Genomic DNA, 15,240 nt, shown 5'->3' with positions numbered 1-15,240 from the left:
ATGGTAACATTAGCAACCCACCAGGACAACCGACGTCTCGGTCAGCGCCTCGCGTCGCTTCGCACGCGTCTGGGCAAGACCCAGATCGAGATGGCTCAGGCTTTGAACGTCGCGCCGCGCACCTATCAAAACTACGAGCGGGGTGAGCGGGAAATTGCCGCATCCTCTGTGCGGAATCTTCATCGCCTGTTCGACGTCGATCCCGTTTGGCTGCTGGACGGCCAAGAAGAGGAACCAGAGTTTCGGCGAGACGGCCAGTATCTGGCGCTGATGAGGATTGCGATTGAAGAGGTGGAGAAGAAACTGGTGAAGGCGCGAAAAACGATGACGCCGGCTAAGAAGGCCGATTTGATCCTTCTGATCTACCGCCATTTTGCAGCGCAGGATGGGTCGGATGACACGTTTGTCGATCAGGCTCTCAAGTTGGTGGCTTGACCATGAAAGATGACAACCTAGTCCAACTGCCGCGCAGCAAAGGTGCTTCTGACCGTGCGCCTGACCTTGTAAAGATTCGAGAACAGATGCAGGTGTTGCTGGATGACGCCATGCCGGATGCCGAAACGTTTCCATCGCTCGATTCATTCGCGGATCACCGTCCCAACAAGATCGCTATAGGTGTGTTGACTGGCCTGTCCGTAGTCAGCTTCTTGGCAGCTTACCTGACAACGGTGACTGCCGACGACGGCGTTAAGTTGGACGCTGCAATGGCCATGGTCTTCGGTGTCATCTCGTTGGCTGGCGCTCTGCTGTCTCGATACAGCAGGGAGTTTTGGATGCCTCGACGCGGTTAATAATCGCCCCTCTGATGCTGGCATCGGTCTTCGTGTGGGAGGGGTGATGCGAGGCTCACACCACGTCGCGATTAATTCGCTTTCGTTTGATTTGTGATCGCCATACATCTCTCGCGCGAGTTGAGCGGGGGTTTGGGTGGCGTTAGGCGAAACGGAGGTACAGCCTCCTGATGAGCGGGACACGGGCTTGTCTTGCCTGGCGATGCTGCTGGGTTTTCACCAAATCCCTTCGGATCACAGTCAACTCAGGCATGACCTCGGCCATGCGGCTCCAGCGGATGATTCCGATCTTGTACGGCTCGCCAAGCGTCTCGGCGCCAAGGCCAAGATCGCCACCCTCGATGTCGCCGCGCTTGAGAATTCGCCTCTGCCAGCGATCGTGAAGGATCGGCAGGGGCAGTATCTGATCGTCGGCGCTTTTCGGGATGGGCAGGTCCTCGTGCAGCGCCCGGGCGAAGCTCCGGCGGCGATGACAACAGAGGCGTTCGAGGCTCTATGGTCTGGACGCGCCGTCTTCATCACCACACGCGTCGCGGGTTCGGCCTCGACCAGGTTCGACGTCACCTGGTTCATTCCCGCTCTGGTTAAGTATCGCTGGATGCTCGGCGATGTTCTTGCCGCGTCGCTGGCGCTGCAGCTGTTCGCCCTGGCCACGCCGATGATCTTCCAGGTCGTCATCGACAAGGTGCTGGTGCACCAGGGGCTGACCACGTTGGATGTCTTGGCCATCGGCCTGATCACGGTCGTTGTGTTCGAGAGCTTCCTGGGCGGCCTGCGAGCCTATGTTTTTTCGCACACCACCAGTCGGGTCGATGTCGAGCTGGGCGCGAAGCTCTATCGCCACCTGCTCAACCTACCATTGGCCTATTTCGAATCCCGACGCGTGGGCGACACTATCGCGCGGGTGCGTGAGCTCGAGACGATCCGGGAGTTCCTGACCTCATCGTCGGTGACCCTGTTCGTGGACCTCTTGTTCACCGTCATCTTCCTGGTGGTGATGTGGTTCTATTCGCCGTTCCTGCTGGCGATCGTCGTGGGGACCATCGTCCTCTATGCGATCATCTGCTTCGTCATCACGCCGCCTTTGCGACGCCGGATCGAGGAGCGGTTTCAGCGTGGCGCCGAGAGCCAGGCCTTTCTGGTTGAGAGCGTGACGGGCGTCCAGACGCTGAAAGCGGCCGCGGTCGAGCCGCAGATGCAGGGGCGCTGGGAGAAACTTCTAGCCGCCTACGTCAAGGCCGGGTTCAAGGCCGCCCAGTTGAACATCTGGGGCGGTCAGGCGATCCAGTTGGTCAGCAAGGTTTCGACGGCCCTGATCCTCTATGTCGGCGCCCGGCTGGTGATTGGCGGCAATCTGTCGGTCGGCGAACTGGTGGCCTTCAACATGCTGGCGGGGCGTGTGGCCGAACCGGTGCTGCGCCTTGCCGGGCTGTGGCAGCAATTCCAGGAGGCCCGCGTCGGCGTGGACCGGTTGGGCGATGTGCTGAACGCCCCGACGGAATCTCAGTTCTCGGCCTCGCGCGCCGCCCTGCCGCCGGTCAAGGGCGCGGTGGCCTTCGACGATGTCACCTTCCGCTATCGCCCCGGCGGACGCGAGGTGCTGCGCCGGGTGTCGCTGGACGTGAAGCCGGGCGAGATCATCGGCATCGTCGGTCCGTCGGGTTCCGGCAAGTCGACCCTGACCAAGCTGGTCCAGCGCCTCTATGTGCCCGAGAGCGGCCGGGTCCTGGTGGACGGAACGGATTTGTCTCTGGTCGATCCGGCCTGGCTGCGGCGTCAGGTCGGGGTGGTGCTGCAGGAGAACCTGCTGTTCAACCGCTCGGTCCGTGACAACATCGCCCTGGCGGATCCTGGCATGTCTACCGAACGGGTGATCGCCGCAGCGACCCTGGCGGGAGCGCACGAGTTCATCCTTGAACTGCCCGAGGCCTATGACACCCAGATCGAGGAGCGTGGTTCCAACCTATCGGGCGGCCAGCGCCAGCGCGTCGCCATCGCCCGCGCGCTGGTCACCAACCCCCGCATCCTGATCCTGGACGAGGCGACCTCCGCCCTCGACGCCGAGTCCGAGGCCATCATCCATCGCAACATGCGCGCCATCGCCAAGGGCCGCACGGTGATGATCATCGCCCACCGCCTGTCGGCCATCCGCATGGCCGACCGCATCATCACCATGGAGAACGGCGCCATTACAGAAATGGGCACGCACGACAGCCTGATGTCGGCCGGGGGAAGGTATTCTCAGCTCTGGCGCACCCAGATGTACGGCGACGGCCATGGAGGTGGGGCATGAGTCTGCGACGCCATCTCTCCGTCCTGAAGGACGCCTGGAAAGATGAGAACGCCCGCCGTCGCGCCGGTGTGAAGGACTGGCGCGAGAAGGAGTTCCTGCCCGCCGCGCTTGAGATCGCGGAGACCCCGCCGTCTCCGATCGGCCGGGCTATCCTCTGGACCATCATCGGCGCCGTCGTATGCGCCCTGGCTTGGTCGATTCTCAGCTTTGTCGATGTCGTCGCCGTCGGCGAGGGGCGGCTGGTCCCGACCGGACGGCTGCGCAGCGTTGAGGCGGCGGAAGCCGGTATCGTCCGCGCCATCGATGTCCGTGAAGGTCAGCATGTCACGGCCGGGCAGCCCTTGATCGAACTGGACCCCACCATCGCCGATGCGGACGTGGACAGTGCGCGCTCCGAACTGGCTACGGCTCGTCTGGCGCGCGCGCGATCCGACGCCATTCTCGGCTATCTGGCGACGGGACGTGTCCAGTTCGTCGCGCCGGAAGGGGCTGAGCCTGCCGCCGTCGCCGCCGAGCGTCAGGTGGTTGACGCCCGCATACGCGCCCATCAGGCCAATCTGGCGGCCCTGACCGCTCGTCGTTCCGGCGCCGTGTCCGCCGCCCTGACGTCGGATGAAAACATCGCCCGCTACGAAGAGGTCCAGCCCATCGCGCGCCAGCAGCTGACCGCGCGCCAGGATCTTGAACGCCAAGGCTATGGCGCCCGTCTGCGCGTGCTGGAACAGGAAGAGCGCTACATCGCCGTCAGTCGTGAACTCTCGGCGGAACGGCATCGCGCAGCTGAGGCCCGATCACAGGTCTCGATGATCGATCGCGAGCGAGCCCAGGCCCTGGAGCAGTTCCGCGGCCAGGCGGCGCAGGAGAAGGCCGAGGCCGAGGCCATTGTCGCCACCCGCACGGAAAGCCTGACCAAGGCCGATCAGCGCCAGTCGCTTCAGCGTCTGAAAGCCCCCGTGTCCGGCACAGTGAACGAGGTCTCGGTCACGACCCTGGGCGAGGTGGCCGAGGCGGGACAGACCCTGATCACTGTCGTCCCCGATGGCGAAGACCTGATCGTCGAGGCCCTGATCCTGAACCGCGATGTGGGCTTCGTGCGTCCCGGCATGTCTGTGGTGGTCAAGCTGGAGGCCTACCCCTTCACCCGCCATGGCAGTTTGACTGGCGTCGTCGAGCATATTTCTCCAGACGCCACGGTGGACGAAACGCGCGGACTGGTGTTCCCTGCTCGCATACGTCTGGTTGCGTCGCAACTGCGCACCGGAACGGGGGAGAAAGCCGTGATGCAGCCAGGCATGGCCGCGACTGTTGAGATCGTCACCGGGCGACGTCGGGTGATCGACTATGTGCTGTCGCCGATTGCACGGACAGTGGGGACGGCAGGGAGGGAAAGATGAACATGCCGATATGCAGGTCTGCTAACAGGCGCGGGAGGCGGCCAGCTTACGGCCGAGCCGTAAATGTCGAGGTTTCCTTATGACACCGATTTGGGGCGCAGTTGCTCTGGCAATGATTTCAGCGGGTCTTCAAGACGACGCATTAGATTTGCCGAGATCAGAACCTGTCGTCTGCAAGAGGTCGGAACGTAACCCCGCATCAAACGAGAGGCTGTGGTGCCCGGGAGAACTAAATTTACAGATTCCACGAACAGTTCTGGCCGCAGCTCCGATCCCAGGGGTGGGCAGTGGATGGGCTTTGCTTCAGTGCGAAGTGGGCGAGGCGGGGGCGACAGTCGCGTGCCGCTTGCTAGAGGAATCTGAACCCGGAACGCGTTTTGGACGATGGGCGGTTCGAGCCCAATCGCGAGCAGTCGCTGTCGCGAGGGACGATGGACCGTGGGCTGGTGACCAGTACTACGCCTTTGCGCGCTGGGAATTACGGTGAGATCCTGTGATGTTCCCGCCCGGTGCGGGTTAGCAGACAGTATTAAACAATGCTGCCATACTTGGTTAGATCTAGTGCCAAAAAGTGTTTAGAGCGCTCGTAGTAGCGGTGGCGTTCGCTCTGTATTGGATGCTGTCGAACTTTGGCTATCTGTCTCCGCATGAGCATCACTGGGGCGGCAGTTACAGGGAGGTAACCGGTCAGATCGATTACCATGAAGGCGGAACTTCGTTGACGGTCGAAAATGAAGGAATTCTGTGGTTAAATTGCTCTTCTATCGTTACCATGAGGGAGTGTTTTAGAGGTGATGCACAAAGCTTGCATGGAAGAAAGGTTTCCGTGAGGCTGCTTGTTATTAAAAAATTCCCTGTGGGGGGTATTAATATAGTTCAATCTATTTCATATAATGGAATTATATTTGTTTCTTTCCAGCAGCAGGATCAGACCCTGCAAAAAGTCAAAGTTAGAATAAACATGATTACAGGCCTAATTTTCAGCATTATTGTTATCATGTCCGCTGCGCTGTGTTTAAATCGATCAAGATCTGGAAAAAATTGATATGTCGATCGGTGATAAAGTAATCTTATTCCAAGCTAGTGTAAAAAAGTTCCAGATCTCGGTTCTGACTGTGTTGGTTGCCGCGCGCCAGTTAAAGGCGACGGACAATCCAGATAATCGAGCTGCCTTCGGCCGTGCAGTCGCGTCTATGACGATATCCGGAGCCGCCGTTGGGATTGAGGGCGTTGAACTTGTGAGGTCAACGCCAGCAGGGCGCGTAGCGGCTGACCTTTCCGGTATTGCGGGACTAGCGGACAGTGCCGCGAATCTCGTTGGTGTAGGCATCGAGCTTGAGCAGTTGCTGGATAACCCGTCAGCTACTCAAGCTGCCATCGATGCGAAACTATTGGAGGTTCTGTGGGGTGGGGCGGCCGTGGTCGCGGACACGGCATCGATAGTCGTTCCTCAGCTTCGCATCGCTGGTAAGGCGGGGAAGGTTCTCGGAACCTGGGCCCCTGCGGCCTTAGGGGTGCTGGCGTCGGCGGCGGATGCAATTGGGGAACTGAGTGCGGCTCGAGAAATTCGTCGGGCCATGAATATCACGGAAAGGGGACAATCAGACATAATAGCAGAGCTAGAATTAAGGGCAGTGGTCACTCATCAGCTAGCAGGGGGCGGAGTGATAGCGTGGGATCTAAACCCAGACGACACCTCATACCTAATGAGAGTCCTCAGGGACGGAGAAGCCTTGGTCAGGATATACCTCCCTGAGGGTACTGTGCCTGACTGGAGTCAAAACCTGTCCGGAGGGTACACATACACGCTCAATAACGGAAATGCGGTTTCTGTTTCTGCCGCAGGCACGGTATCCGTAAAAATAAATGGCGTCTCCGTCATCGTCCAGAATGGTCATACAGTTCGGGTCGAGGGTGGCGTTATCAGCGTCGTTCCTTTGAACATAGACGTAGACTTCCTCGACTATGAGAGTAGCAAACTTTCTAGCGCATCGGGATTCGACGTCGCGCGTATCGTTCAAGCTGGCCAGTTCGGATCTGTTTTTGGGTCAAGTCTCGGTCAACACCTTGCCGGATCCAATAAAGTTACGGGGGTTCTCTATTCCTCACTGCTGGGTGAAATCGGTGAACGTATCGCCGTGGCGATTGTTGCAGGAAACTCAGCTGAGCTTGTGTATGGACAGAATGTTCAAGGGGCGCTGGGGGAGTTTTCTCAGCAGGTGGCGGTTCGAGCAGGTCAGGCCGCTATTGGAACCATTAGTAGTTGGATAGCGCTTGAGCTAGGTGAAGCTCTCGGGCTGGAGGGATTTGGGGCTGAGCTCTTCAACGTAGCGGGGTCTTCCGTCACTCAACACATCATCGGAAACCTCCTAAACAGTCCCGCATCGCCCTTTGCCGGATTGAACGTCGGCGGCATAGCGGATGGAATTGGCGGCTCGACCGCCAATCTAGCGTCGGCGCTTAGCAGCGCTGTTGGTGCCTTTATTGGTGCCAAGCTGGGCGCGATGGTGGTCAGTCCTCAGACACAGGCGGCAGTCGCTCTTTCGTCCATCGGCTCAGCCGTGGGAGCTTATGCCGCAGTTTCGTCCACGCTGGCGTGGGCCGGGGGAACCGCCGCAGGCGCGAAGTTGACGTTATTGGGATCATTCGTCGTCCCGGGGGTTGGCGCCTTTGTAGGCTTCGTACTCGGCGCTCTGATCGGCAATCTGTTCGGCCGAAAGAAGCCGAAAACGCCGACGGCCAACGCGGAAGTCTATCTCGACTACACTAGCGACCAGTTCCAGCTCGGTGCGTCCTCGGCGTCGAACGGCGGCAATCTTCAGCTTGTCCGCAACATGGCAGAAACCGCGCGGGATACGCTGAACGGCTTCCTGACAGTCTTGGCGGGCGACATGCCCTATGAGGCGACCAGTTGGGGCAATGGGCTGTGGCGGAACGGTCAGTATTTCTCGATGCCTGCGGGGGTGCAGAGCTTTTATGGTCACACGGGCGGCCAGCTCTGGGTCAAGCTGGGCAGCCCCACCGCCGCGCAGCAGAATGTGAACTCGGCGGACGACGCCGTGTCCAAGGGCGTGATGTGGTCGATCAAGCAGACGCAGGTGATCGGCGGCGACATCTTCGCCAAGCGGGCTCTGGCCAACTCGGCCGCGACCGACCTGACGGCCCTGCTGGGTGATCTTCAGATCGCGTCGGACTATCGCTTCTATGCCAACAACCGCGAACTCATCAACGGCTACATAACCGGCGCCTACAACAGCCTGAACCAGGGCGAGAAGGACTATTACGCCGCGAACAAGGCCGTGATCGACAAGGCCCATACCAAAGGTCTGGACGCCCTCGACGCCAATGAACGCAATTTCTACAACGCCAACAAGGCGACGATCGACAAGATCATCTCGGCTCTGGAAGACCAGGCCATCGCCAACCCCTGGATCATCACGCTTCAACGCATCAACGAACTGAAGCTGGACCAGTGGAGCGCCTCCGACTTCCACGGCGGCCTGCAGGGTTTCCTGACCAGCATGGGGCTGGAAAGCTACGGCGTGTATATGGAGGATATACGCGTCGCGGCGCAGGGGGGCTCCGGAGGGCGTTTGAGCGTAGCCGGAACAACCACCACAACTGACCCGACATCCAGCGCCGCTCAGACTTGGCGCCTTTATGATGCGGCCCATGATCGTGCTGCAGATGTTTCTGGTCTGCATTGGTGGACTGGGCAGTTGGATAGCGGTCGATCGCTGGTCTCCATTGCTGAGGATGCATTGACCAGCGCCGAATTCATGGCTGTGGGTTCGCTGACAAATGCTTAATTTGTCGTATTGTTGTATCAACGCGCTCTCAATCGCACGCCAGCGCAATGGGAAGTGGACGCCAAACTGCTTGAGATTGCAGGGGGACGTTCACGCGCGCAGATACTTGTCGATATTTCCGAAAGTACGGAACACAAGGCCATAACGGCTGCGGCGATTGCTGCAGGCTTATCTGTTGAGCGTGGCCAAGGAGTCTTTTCGCTTCTTTCTCAGGCGGAAGCTGGAGGACGGTCTCTCATTATCGATGATCTAGCCAAGATTGGCTACACCAAGTTGGCTAGCGGAAATACCGCGGGCAAAGACTTCCTGGACTTTTCACAGCGGACGTCCGCGGTTGGTTGGAGCGATTGGAGCGAAACGATCCAGACCAACACCTATTGGGACTCGTGGGCCTATGAGTGGGTGGAGTATACGACCTCTGTCGTAGTGACCGGCGGTGACGACATCGTCATCGGCAGCCGGTTTGGGGATTATCTGGCTGGCGCGGCCGGTTGGGACTGGCTGGACGGAGGCGACGGCGACGACACGCTGGACGGCGGTGATGGCAACGACGTTCTGCTCGGCGGCGCAGGAGCGGATCGCCTGATCGGCGGCGCCGGCGATGACTATCTCGTAGGCGGGGCCGGCGACGACAATCCGTGGGACGGCAATCCCGGAGCGGGCATGTGGGGCGGCACGGGTAATGACACCTTCGTCTTTGCTGGCGGTCGTGACGCAGCGTTCGGTGAGGACGGCGATGACGTCTTCCTGATGGAGCAGGACGGTTACACGCCGGGCCTGGAGGCTAGCGGCAACCACGACTGGTCGAAGATGGACTATGTCGATGGCGGCGCGGGTTCTGACACCATCTCCTACGAGCGATTCAAAACCCCAATCACAGCGCCGCTTGACGCGTTTTGGGTGCATGCCGGTAACGCAAGCATGATGCCTGCGGGCGGCATCAATGGTGTGCGGGTGGCTTTGTGGAACCATCCGGCAAGCTGGAGCAACGGAGATGCCTCTTGGGCGGATGCCAAATACATCATGGGTGATTGGGTCAAGAACGTTGAGAACGTCACTGGAAGCCAGTTCAATGATTATCTATGGGGCGACGCTGGCAGCAATATTCTCAAAGGCGGCGCGGGCGACGACTTCCTCGATGGCCATGATGGGGATGATATTCTTGAGGGCGGGTCTGGTGCGGACTACCTGTTCGGTGCGGGGGGATCCGACACCGCTTCGTATGAGAGTTCAAACGCAGGTGTTTTCATCGATCTGACGACAGGTGAAGCTTTTGGAGGTCATGCGACTGGCGACCGTTTCAACTCGATCGAAAACCTGAAGGGTTCTCGCTTCGCTGATGAGCTTAAGGGCGATGCGGGCGACAACCGAATTGATGGCGGCGCCGGAGATGACTGGATCGTCGCGACCAAGGGCAACGACACCTATATTGGCGGCGATGGAGTAGACACAGTTGATTATTCCGTCGGCTTTGCTTCCGGTACATCCACCTATCAGATCTGGGTCGATGACAGTTACTGGGAGTGGGACGACTGGGAGAAGCAGCACGTCTACGTTGATATGGGCGGTCACTATGAAACGGTCACGAATACACGTTTAGGGCTTCAGGTCTCCGGCGGCATTGCCAACTGGCGGGCCGTTGACGGCTCTGCGGGATCGCACACTTTGATCGGCGTTGAGCACATCATCGGCACCGCAGGTGATGACAACATCGCTATGGGCTCTGGCGACGACTACATCACTGGCGGGAAGGGCAATGACATCCTGTCGGGCGGCGCCGGTGGCGACACCTACTACTTCAATCTCGGTGACGGCGTTGACATCATCAACGAAACCAATGTCGGCACCAATGTCATCTCTTTCGGGGCAGGCATTGGCTTCAATCAACTGACCTTCTCGGCTGCCGACGGTCCTGGCGGTCATTTGACGATCTATTACAGCGCGACCGACTCAGTGCGCATCAACGGCAATATGCCGACGGTGAACCAGGGCAAGCTGGCCTCAGCTGATGATAATCGCATCAAGACGCTCGACATGAACGGATCGGGGCAACTCGATGTGTCGCAGTTCGAGATTTATCGCGGCGGGACGGCCTGGGGCGACACAATCACTGGGATTCGCACGCTGGGTGATTTCATCGCTGGTTTTGGCGGCAATGACATCATCTACGGCATGCAACCCGGTCAGTGGGAGGACCACGGCAACATCATCATCGGTGGGGCCGGCGACGATACGATCTATACGTCCGCGGGAGATGATCAGTTCGCGTTTGAACGTGGATCGGGGCGTGACACGATCAATGATACAGGCGGGGAAGACGTGCTTGTGTTCGGGCCAAACGTGGCGGCCGATGATGTGATCTACAAGGTCGTCGGCAACGACCTCTATATCGGCATCGCCGAGGCGGGAGCGCCGCATCTGGAGGCGCATCAGGTCACGGATTATGTGCGTGTGGTCAACGGCGGCATCAAATGGCAGGACGTTTACAGCGGCGGCGCCGGTTTCAATACGGTGGAGTTCATCAATGCGGGCGGGACCTGGATCGATCTGCGCAAGCTCGATCTGAACTGGACCGTTCAGTACACCTTCAACGGCGGCGTCATGCCGATCGTGTTCGACCTTGGCGGTGATGGGCTCGAACTGACCAGTGTTGAATCCTCAATGGTGGTTTCGCGGCTCTCCTCAGGTGAATACGCGCGGACCTCATGGGTCGGGCCGACCAACGGCATCCTCGCCTATGATCGAAATGGCGACGGCCAGATCAACAACCTGTCAGAGATATCGTTCGTACAGGATCGAGAGGGCGCCAAGACCGACCTTGAAGGCCTTCAGGCCTGGGATACGAATGGCGACGGCAAGCTCAATGCGCTGGATGAGGGGTGGTCGAAGCTCAAGATATGGGTGGACCGCAACCAGAATGGCCGTTCGACTGCGCAAGAACTCCGCACGCTTGAAGAGGCGGGAATCGTCGAGATCGATCTGACCGGTGTTGCGACTGGAAACACGGCGGAAACGACGCGCGACAGCTTTGTGCACAACACCATGTCGTTCACCTGGGCCTCTGGCGAAAAGGGAACGGCCTATGATGTTCAACTTGCGCGTAGATTGCTGGACGAACTGGGCCTGTCGGCAGAAGAGGTTCGCGCGGCATGGGGTGATGGCTCTGCGCAAGGCGAGTTAGGGCGGTTGGCGTCCAATCCGACCGTCGCGGCGGCCGCCAATGCTGTTTTCTCCAGCGAAGCACGTGCTCAGCGTGAGCGACGCAGCGCGCGATTTGACCAGGTAGCTGCGGCCTATTTGAGCGATGATGGCGAAAGTGATCTGGCAGGGGGGGACCTGGCGTTCCCGAATGCCGGGCAACAGGGGAAAACGGTCCCGGTTGTAGACCTCAATGACCATGACGATCTTTACGCGGAAGATGAGGCTCGTTGGTCGGATGTGCTGAATGGCAAGGTGTCCAACACCGGGACCGTTGGTGAAACGGATGCTCATGTCCGTGCGACCCTGAATGATATCCTGCAATCGATTGGACGGGGCGGATACGGTCACGCTTTCGGTCGGCCCGTCATAGAAGATGAGCCGCAGGAGACGTTCGGCCCTGTGACGCAATCCCGTTCAAGCGGTTTCACAGCACCGTCGACGCCTGATGTCCAAGGGGTGTGGTTGGATCCGACTGCGGATCAAGGCGTGCACGGGCGACCGTCGAGCTATGGTCAGCTGTTTGATGTTAATGCTGCGGCGGATCTGCTCAGTGCAGCTCCGCAAGCTGAGGATGTCTGGGCACCGGCAGAGTTCAGCCGCGCCGCTGTCTCAGACGGAAGGGCGTGGTGGCGAAGCGCAGTCGGCTCAGCCGACGATGCGCCCGTATTCATGCCGCTCTCTCAGGGAGATCAGGACGATGAGGTTCAAGGGACGGGATATCAGCCGTCGGCCTCTCAACATCAGCAACTGGTGCAGGCTCTGGCGGCTTTCGGTCCGAAAACGACGGGCGGAAGTTCAGCCATTTGGAAACGGTCAGGTGAAGCCGATGCTGAGGGTCTGGCTGCTGGGGTGACAGATGCGCGCTGGCGGTTCGCCGGACCGTCGCGTATCCATGCTTGAAATCTTACTTGAGTATCTTGATGACTGAAGCCAACCCTTCTCCGAAGACTGTCGCCCAAATGTTAGGTGAGATCACCTGGCTGATGACGCAGTCGCCGATCCACAAACAGCTGTTCATTGGGGATCTGGAATGGTTCGCGATGCCGGCGGTTCTGCTGGAGCAGTTCCGCATCTTCTATGGTCCCAATAGCCCAGCGGCTGTGGCGCTGTGGGCTACGGTGTCTGAGGAAACGGAGAAACGCCTGAAAGAAGGGGCGCATAAGCTGCGGGCTGACGAGTGGCAGGGCGGCGATCGACCCTGGCTCATCGAGCTCGTGGCGCCATTCGGCGGTCAGGATGAAATCCTCGCCGATCTGTCCGCTTCTGTTTTCAATGGCAAGCCGTTCAGCTTCCATACGGCGACGCCGGACGGACAACGTGTCGTGAAGACCTATGAAGCGCCTGAACCTGCGACCCTCAACTAGATCACGGGCTATGGCTGTGTTGGCGGCGGCAGGCATATGTCTTGCCGCCTGCCAGACCTTGGTGACGTCGGCACCATTGGCTGAGTTGCTCGCCCCTCTCGACGTGGCGATGTCGGAACAGCCCGGAACGATTGAAGCCCGCGCCCACAACGGTGATGGTCAGGCGCAGCTCGCCATGGCGATCATCGATGAACATGGTCTGCAAGGTCGGTCGCCAGATAGGGCAAGCGCGGCGCAGTGGCGACTGAGAGCTCTGGAAAACCGGCGTTTCATGCCCATCACCCAATATACCGCCGCCTTCAACGGCCAACCGTCACGGGTGAACATCATCAATGTGCCGGTCCAGTCGATCTCGATTGCCCAATGGCAAGCCGTCGACAAATGCGTGGCGCTCCTGTCCGGCGTTTTAACCGAGGCTTCAGAAGCCTGCGGCGATGCTGAACGGACGCTGCAGCGTCGTGCCGTCTGGAGGCAGGCAGCACAGAGATGAAGCGTCAAGCAGCATCTGTTTAACCGCGAGGGCCACGACGGCTGCGCGATGTGAAAGCTGCGCCGACGTGGCCCTCGCTACATCAGAAAGTGTGCAAGTCGTTGGTGTGGGGTGGGCGCCTTCGCTGGCGACCGGTGGGCATTCGGGTGGCTGACGACACCCTGCCTGCGGTCTTGAGTGCGATCGCGGATTCCATCGCCTCTGTGGGCATGCTTCCGCAAGTGACCCAACCCACGCCCGAGAAGGCGGTGTTGAAGCGGTCGGGCAGGGTCAAGACGCCGGCCTTGTCGACGACGTCCGCCAGCGCTTTGGCGGCGTCTGCCAAAGGGCCATCCGGCGGCACGATCCCGAGGCTCGCGATGAGACGCGCCGCCTCAGCCGCCTGCATCATCTCGGCTGCTGTCGGGTTGTCTGAGATCTTCTTGCCCATGACGGATCGTAGCAGCCGATTCGCTTCGGCAACCGTTTTGTCGGAACGTCGCGGGGCCCGTCAGCCGCCTTGGGGCCCGGCCTCGGCGTCGGCCTTGCCGAGATCAGTAAGCTTCGTTCGCAGCGCCGAAAGGATGTCGTTCGCGTCACGCACCTTCACCAGCGCTGCAAAATAGCGCGTCGTGCGCGCCATGGCGTCGATCGCGAAGAAAAGCGCCTTGGGAATCTCGGTTTCAAACGGTCCCAGTATCGGCCGGACGCCCTTGTCGCCCGTCCGTAGCTTCAGGGCGTCCAGACTATTTTGCGAGAGATGCCCGTAGAAGCCGCTCGCGAGACGATACTGGAGGTAGCCGGGGTCTCCGGGCAGGCTCGCCGCCAACGCCTTCATGGAGATCGGTCGGCGTTTGCCCAGCAGCGCGGCATGAGCCGCTTCTCTTTGCACCGACGCGGAATGGAGCTCGGCGTTTCCTGGGTAGGCCGCCCGGAGGAGCTGTTCCCGATCGACCGCGTGCTTGTGGTGATCGATGTCCAGCTCCTCGAGCGCCTTCTCCGGATTGGTCGCCAGAAGGCTGAGCCAGAACCCGGCTTCGTGGATGGGGCGCACCGCTCCCACGGCCTCTATCGTCATGGCGCGCTCGGCAAGCATGATGCTTGCCGTGTAGGCGTTGAGTGCACGGCCGTAGACGCGGACGGCGGTCGGCGCCGCCGCATTTGCAGGTCCGCCGTCGCCGGCATCCTGATGATCCTGGAATAGGCTCACGGCATACCGGTTCAGCTCGCGCGCGAGCTCGAACCAGTCACGGTAGTTGTCGATGTAGATATGTCGCCACGTCTCGACCTGTGGTGACAGCAGGCCCTCATCGGCCAGCGCCTCGCGAGGGTCTGCCTCTTCTCGTTCCATCATGTTTCCAGCCCGTTCGTTCCAGCTTCGCGAACCTAGCCCGGGCATAGGCGATCCGCACAAGACAGCGCGTTGTCCGATGGCCGTCGCCAGGCAGATGACCCCGACGACCGGTGTGGCGATTAAGAATGACGAATACGACTCCCTTTTCATCGGGGATGGTGAAGGATGGATGGGGCTACTTTCGCGGCGCGTCAGGTCTCAGAAAGGGGGGGAAAGGATACCGCCATGCCGACTTCCTCGCTCTACGACCGCCTCGTGGCCCTGCCGGCCCCAGACCCCGGAATCGATGCTTCCGTCCCACCAGAAATCATCGCGTTCAATGTGTCGGTGACACGAAGACTTCGGTCGTGGAAACAGTCCACGCTCGCGGATATGGCCGGCATTTCTCTCTCCACCCTCGAACGGATCGAACGCGGGGAGAAGGTTCAGCCCGAAGCACTCGACCGGATAGGCGCGGCGTTCGGTTTCGAGCCAGGATATTACACGGCAGCCCGGCGGCCGCTGATGCCCGAGGAGCTGGCAGAGCCGGAAAACAACCCCTAAACGACCGTTTGTGTCAGTTGCT

12 protein-coding genes are annotated in these 15,240 nt (G+C 60.0%); 10 read left to right on the top strand and 2 right to left on the bottom strand.

What is annotated here, in order from left to right:
• The 9 genes from JKF87_RS09930 (at nt 1) to JKF87_RS09890 (ending at nt 13,342) form a co-directional block, all read left to right on the top strand.
• Complete coding sequence (locus JKF87_RS09930) at nt 1-435, top strand: helix-turn-helix domain-containing protein (RefSeq protein WP_201099724.1); 435 nt, start codon at nt 1-3, stop codon at nt 433-435.
• Nucleotides 436-437: 2 nt separating this feature from the next.
• On the top strand, nt 438-791 hold the full coding sequence (locus JKF87_RS09925; protein ID WP_201099723.1) for a hypothetical protein: 354 nt from the start codon (nt 438-440) through the stop codon (nt 789-791).
• 136 nt (nt 792-927) lie between these two features.
• Nucleotides 928-3,084 (top strand): type I secretion system permease/ATPase, encoded by a 2,157-nt coding sequence (locus tag JKF87_RS09920; RefSeq protein ID WP_307417747.1) that lies wholly within the window; start codon nt 928-930, stop codon nt 3,082-3,084.
• The gene (locus tag JKF87_RS09915) at nt 3,081-4,478 is read left to right on the top strand and encodes an HlyD family type I secretion periplasmic adaptor subunit (RefSeq protein WP_201099722.1); all 1,398 of its coding nucleotides are present in this window, start codon (nt 3,081-3,083) and stop codon (nt 4,476-4,478) included. The genes JKF87_RS09920 and JKF87_RS09915 overlap by 4 nt, the downstream gene beginning before the upstream one ends.
• Nucleotides 4,479-5,073: 595 nt before the next feature.
• A complete protein-coding gene (locus tag JKF87_RS09910) occupies nt 5,074-5,523 on the top strand; it encodes a hypothetical protein (RefSeq protein ID WP_201099721.1) in 450 nt (149 codons plus the stop codon).
• Between the two features lies 1 nt (nt 5,524).
• Entirely contained in the window at nt 5,525-8,287 is a 2,763-nt protein-coding gene (locus JKF87_RS09905; RefSeq protein ID WP_201099720.1) for a hypothetical protein, read from the top strand.
• A gap of 9 nt (nt 8,288-8,296) precedes the next feature.
• Nucleotides 8,297-12,388 (top strand): hypothetical protein, encoded by a 4,092-nt coding sequence (locus JKF87_RS09900; protein WP_394368879.1) that lies wholly within the window; start codon nt 8,297-8,299, stop codon nt 12,386-12,388.
• A 20-nt stretch (nt 12,389-12,408) separates the two neighbouring features.
• Nucleotides 12,409-12,852: a toxin-activating lysine-acyltransferase gene (locus tag JKF87_RS09895; RefSeq protein WP_201099718.1), complete on the top strand. Its 444-nt coding sequence runs from the start codon at nt 12,409-12,411 to the stop codon at nt 12,850-12,852.
• A gap of 10 nt (nt 12,853-12,862) precedes the next feature.
• The gene (locus JKF87_RS09890) at nt 12,863-13,342 is read left to right on the top strand and encodes a hypothetical protein (RefSeq protein WP_201099717.1); all 480 of its coding nucleotides are present in this window, start codon (nt 12,863-12,865) and stop codon (nt 13,340-13,342) included.
• Nucleotides 13,343-13,424: 82 nt separating this feature from the next.
• On the opposite strand, the gene JKF87_RS09885 is transcribed toward JKF87_RS09890, so the two are convergent.
• Both JKF87_RS09885 and JKF87_RS09880 read right to left on the bottom strand, forming a co-directional pair.
• Nucleotides 13,425-13,772, bottom strand: a complete 348-nt coding sequence (locus JKF87_RS09885) for a hypothetical protein (protein WP_201099716.1) — start codon at nt 13,770-13,772, stop codon at nt 13,425-13,427.
• Between the two features lie 60 nt (nt 13,773-13,832).
• Nucleotides 13,833-14,672, bottom strand: coding sequence for a hypothetical protein (locus tag JKF87_RS09880; RefSeq protein ID WP_201099715.1), 840 nt, complete (start codon nt 14,670-14,672; stop codon nt 13,833-13,835).
• A 228-nt stretch (nt 14,673-14,900) separates the two neighbouring features.
• On the opposite strand from JKF87_RS09880, the gene JKF87_RS09875 reads away from it, so the two are divergent.
• Entirely contained in the window at nt 14,901-15,218 is a 318-nt protein-coding gene (locus JKF87_RS09875) for a helix-turn-helix domain-containing protein (RefSeq protein WP_201099714.1), read from the top strand.
• Nucleotides 15,219-15,240 lie beyond the last annotated feature (22 nt).

It is taken from the genome of Brevundimonas nasdae, from assembly GCF_016654005.1.
GTDB classification, from domain to species: domain Bacteria; phylum Pseudomonadota; class Alphaproteobacteria; order Caulobacterales; family Caulobacteraceae; genus Brevundimonas; species Brevundimonas nasdae.
The sequence above is the reverse complement of the archived record's forward strand: the minus strand, read 5'-3'. Positions and strand labels throughout refer to the sequence as shown.

Coding starts and splice junctions, on each gene's coding strand:
- JKF87_RS09875 (WP_201099714.1), top strand. CDS start 14,901: ATGCCGACTTCCTCGCTCTACGACCGCCTCGTGGCCCTGCCGGCCCCA.
- JKF87_RS09880 (WP_201099715.1), bottom strand. CDS start 14,672: ATGGAACGAGAAGAGGCAGACCCTCGCGAGGCGCTGGCCGATGAGGGC.
- JKF87_RS09895 (WP_201099718.1), top strand. CDS start 12,409: ATGACTGAAGCCAACCCTTCTCCGAAGACTGTCGCCCAAATGTTAGGT.
- JKF87_RS09930 (WP_201099724.1), top strand. CDS start 1: ATGGTAACATTAGCAACCCACCAGGACAACCGACGTCTCGGTCAGCGC.
- JKF87_RS09885 (WP_201099716.1), bottom strand. CDS start 13,772: ATGGGCAAGAAGATCTCAGACAACCCGACAGCAGCCGAGATGATGCAG.
- JKF87_RS09925 (WP_201099723.1), top strand. CDS start 438: ATGAAAGATGACAACCTAGTCCAACTGCCGCGCAGCAAAGGTGCTTCT.
- JKF87_RS09915 (WP_201099722.1), top strand. CDS start 3,081: ATGAGTCTGCGACGCCATCTCTCCGTCCTGAAGGACGCCTGGAAAGAT.
- JKF87_RS09905 (WP_201099720.1), top strand. CDS start 5,525: ATGTCGATCGGTGATAAAGTAATCTTATTCCAAGCTAGTGTAAAAAAG.
- JKF87_RS09890 (WP_201099717.1), top strand. CDS start 12,863: ATGGCTGTGTTGGCGGCGGCAGGCATATGTCTTGCCGCCTGCCAGACC.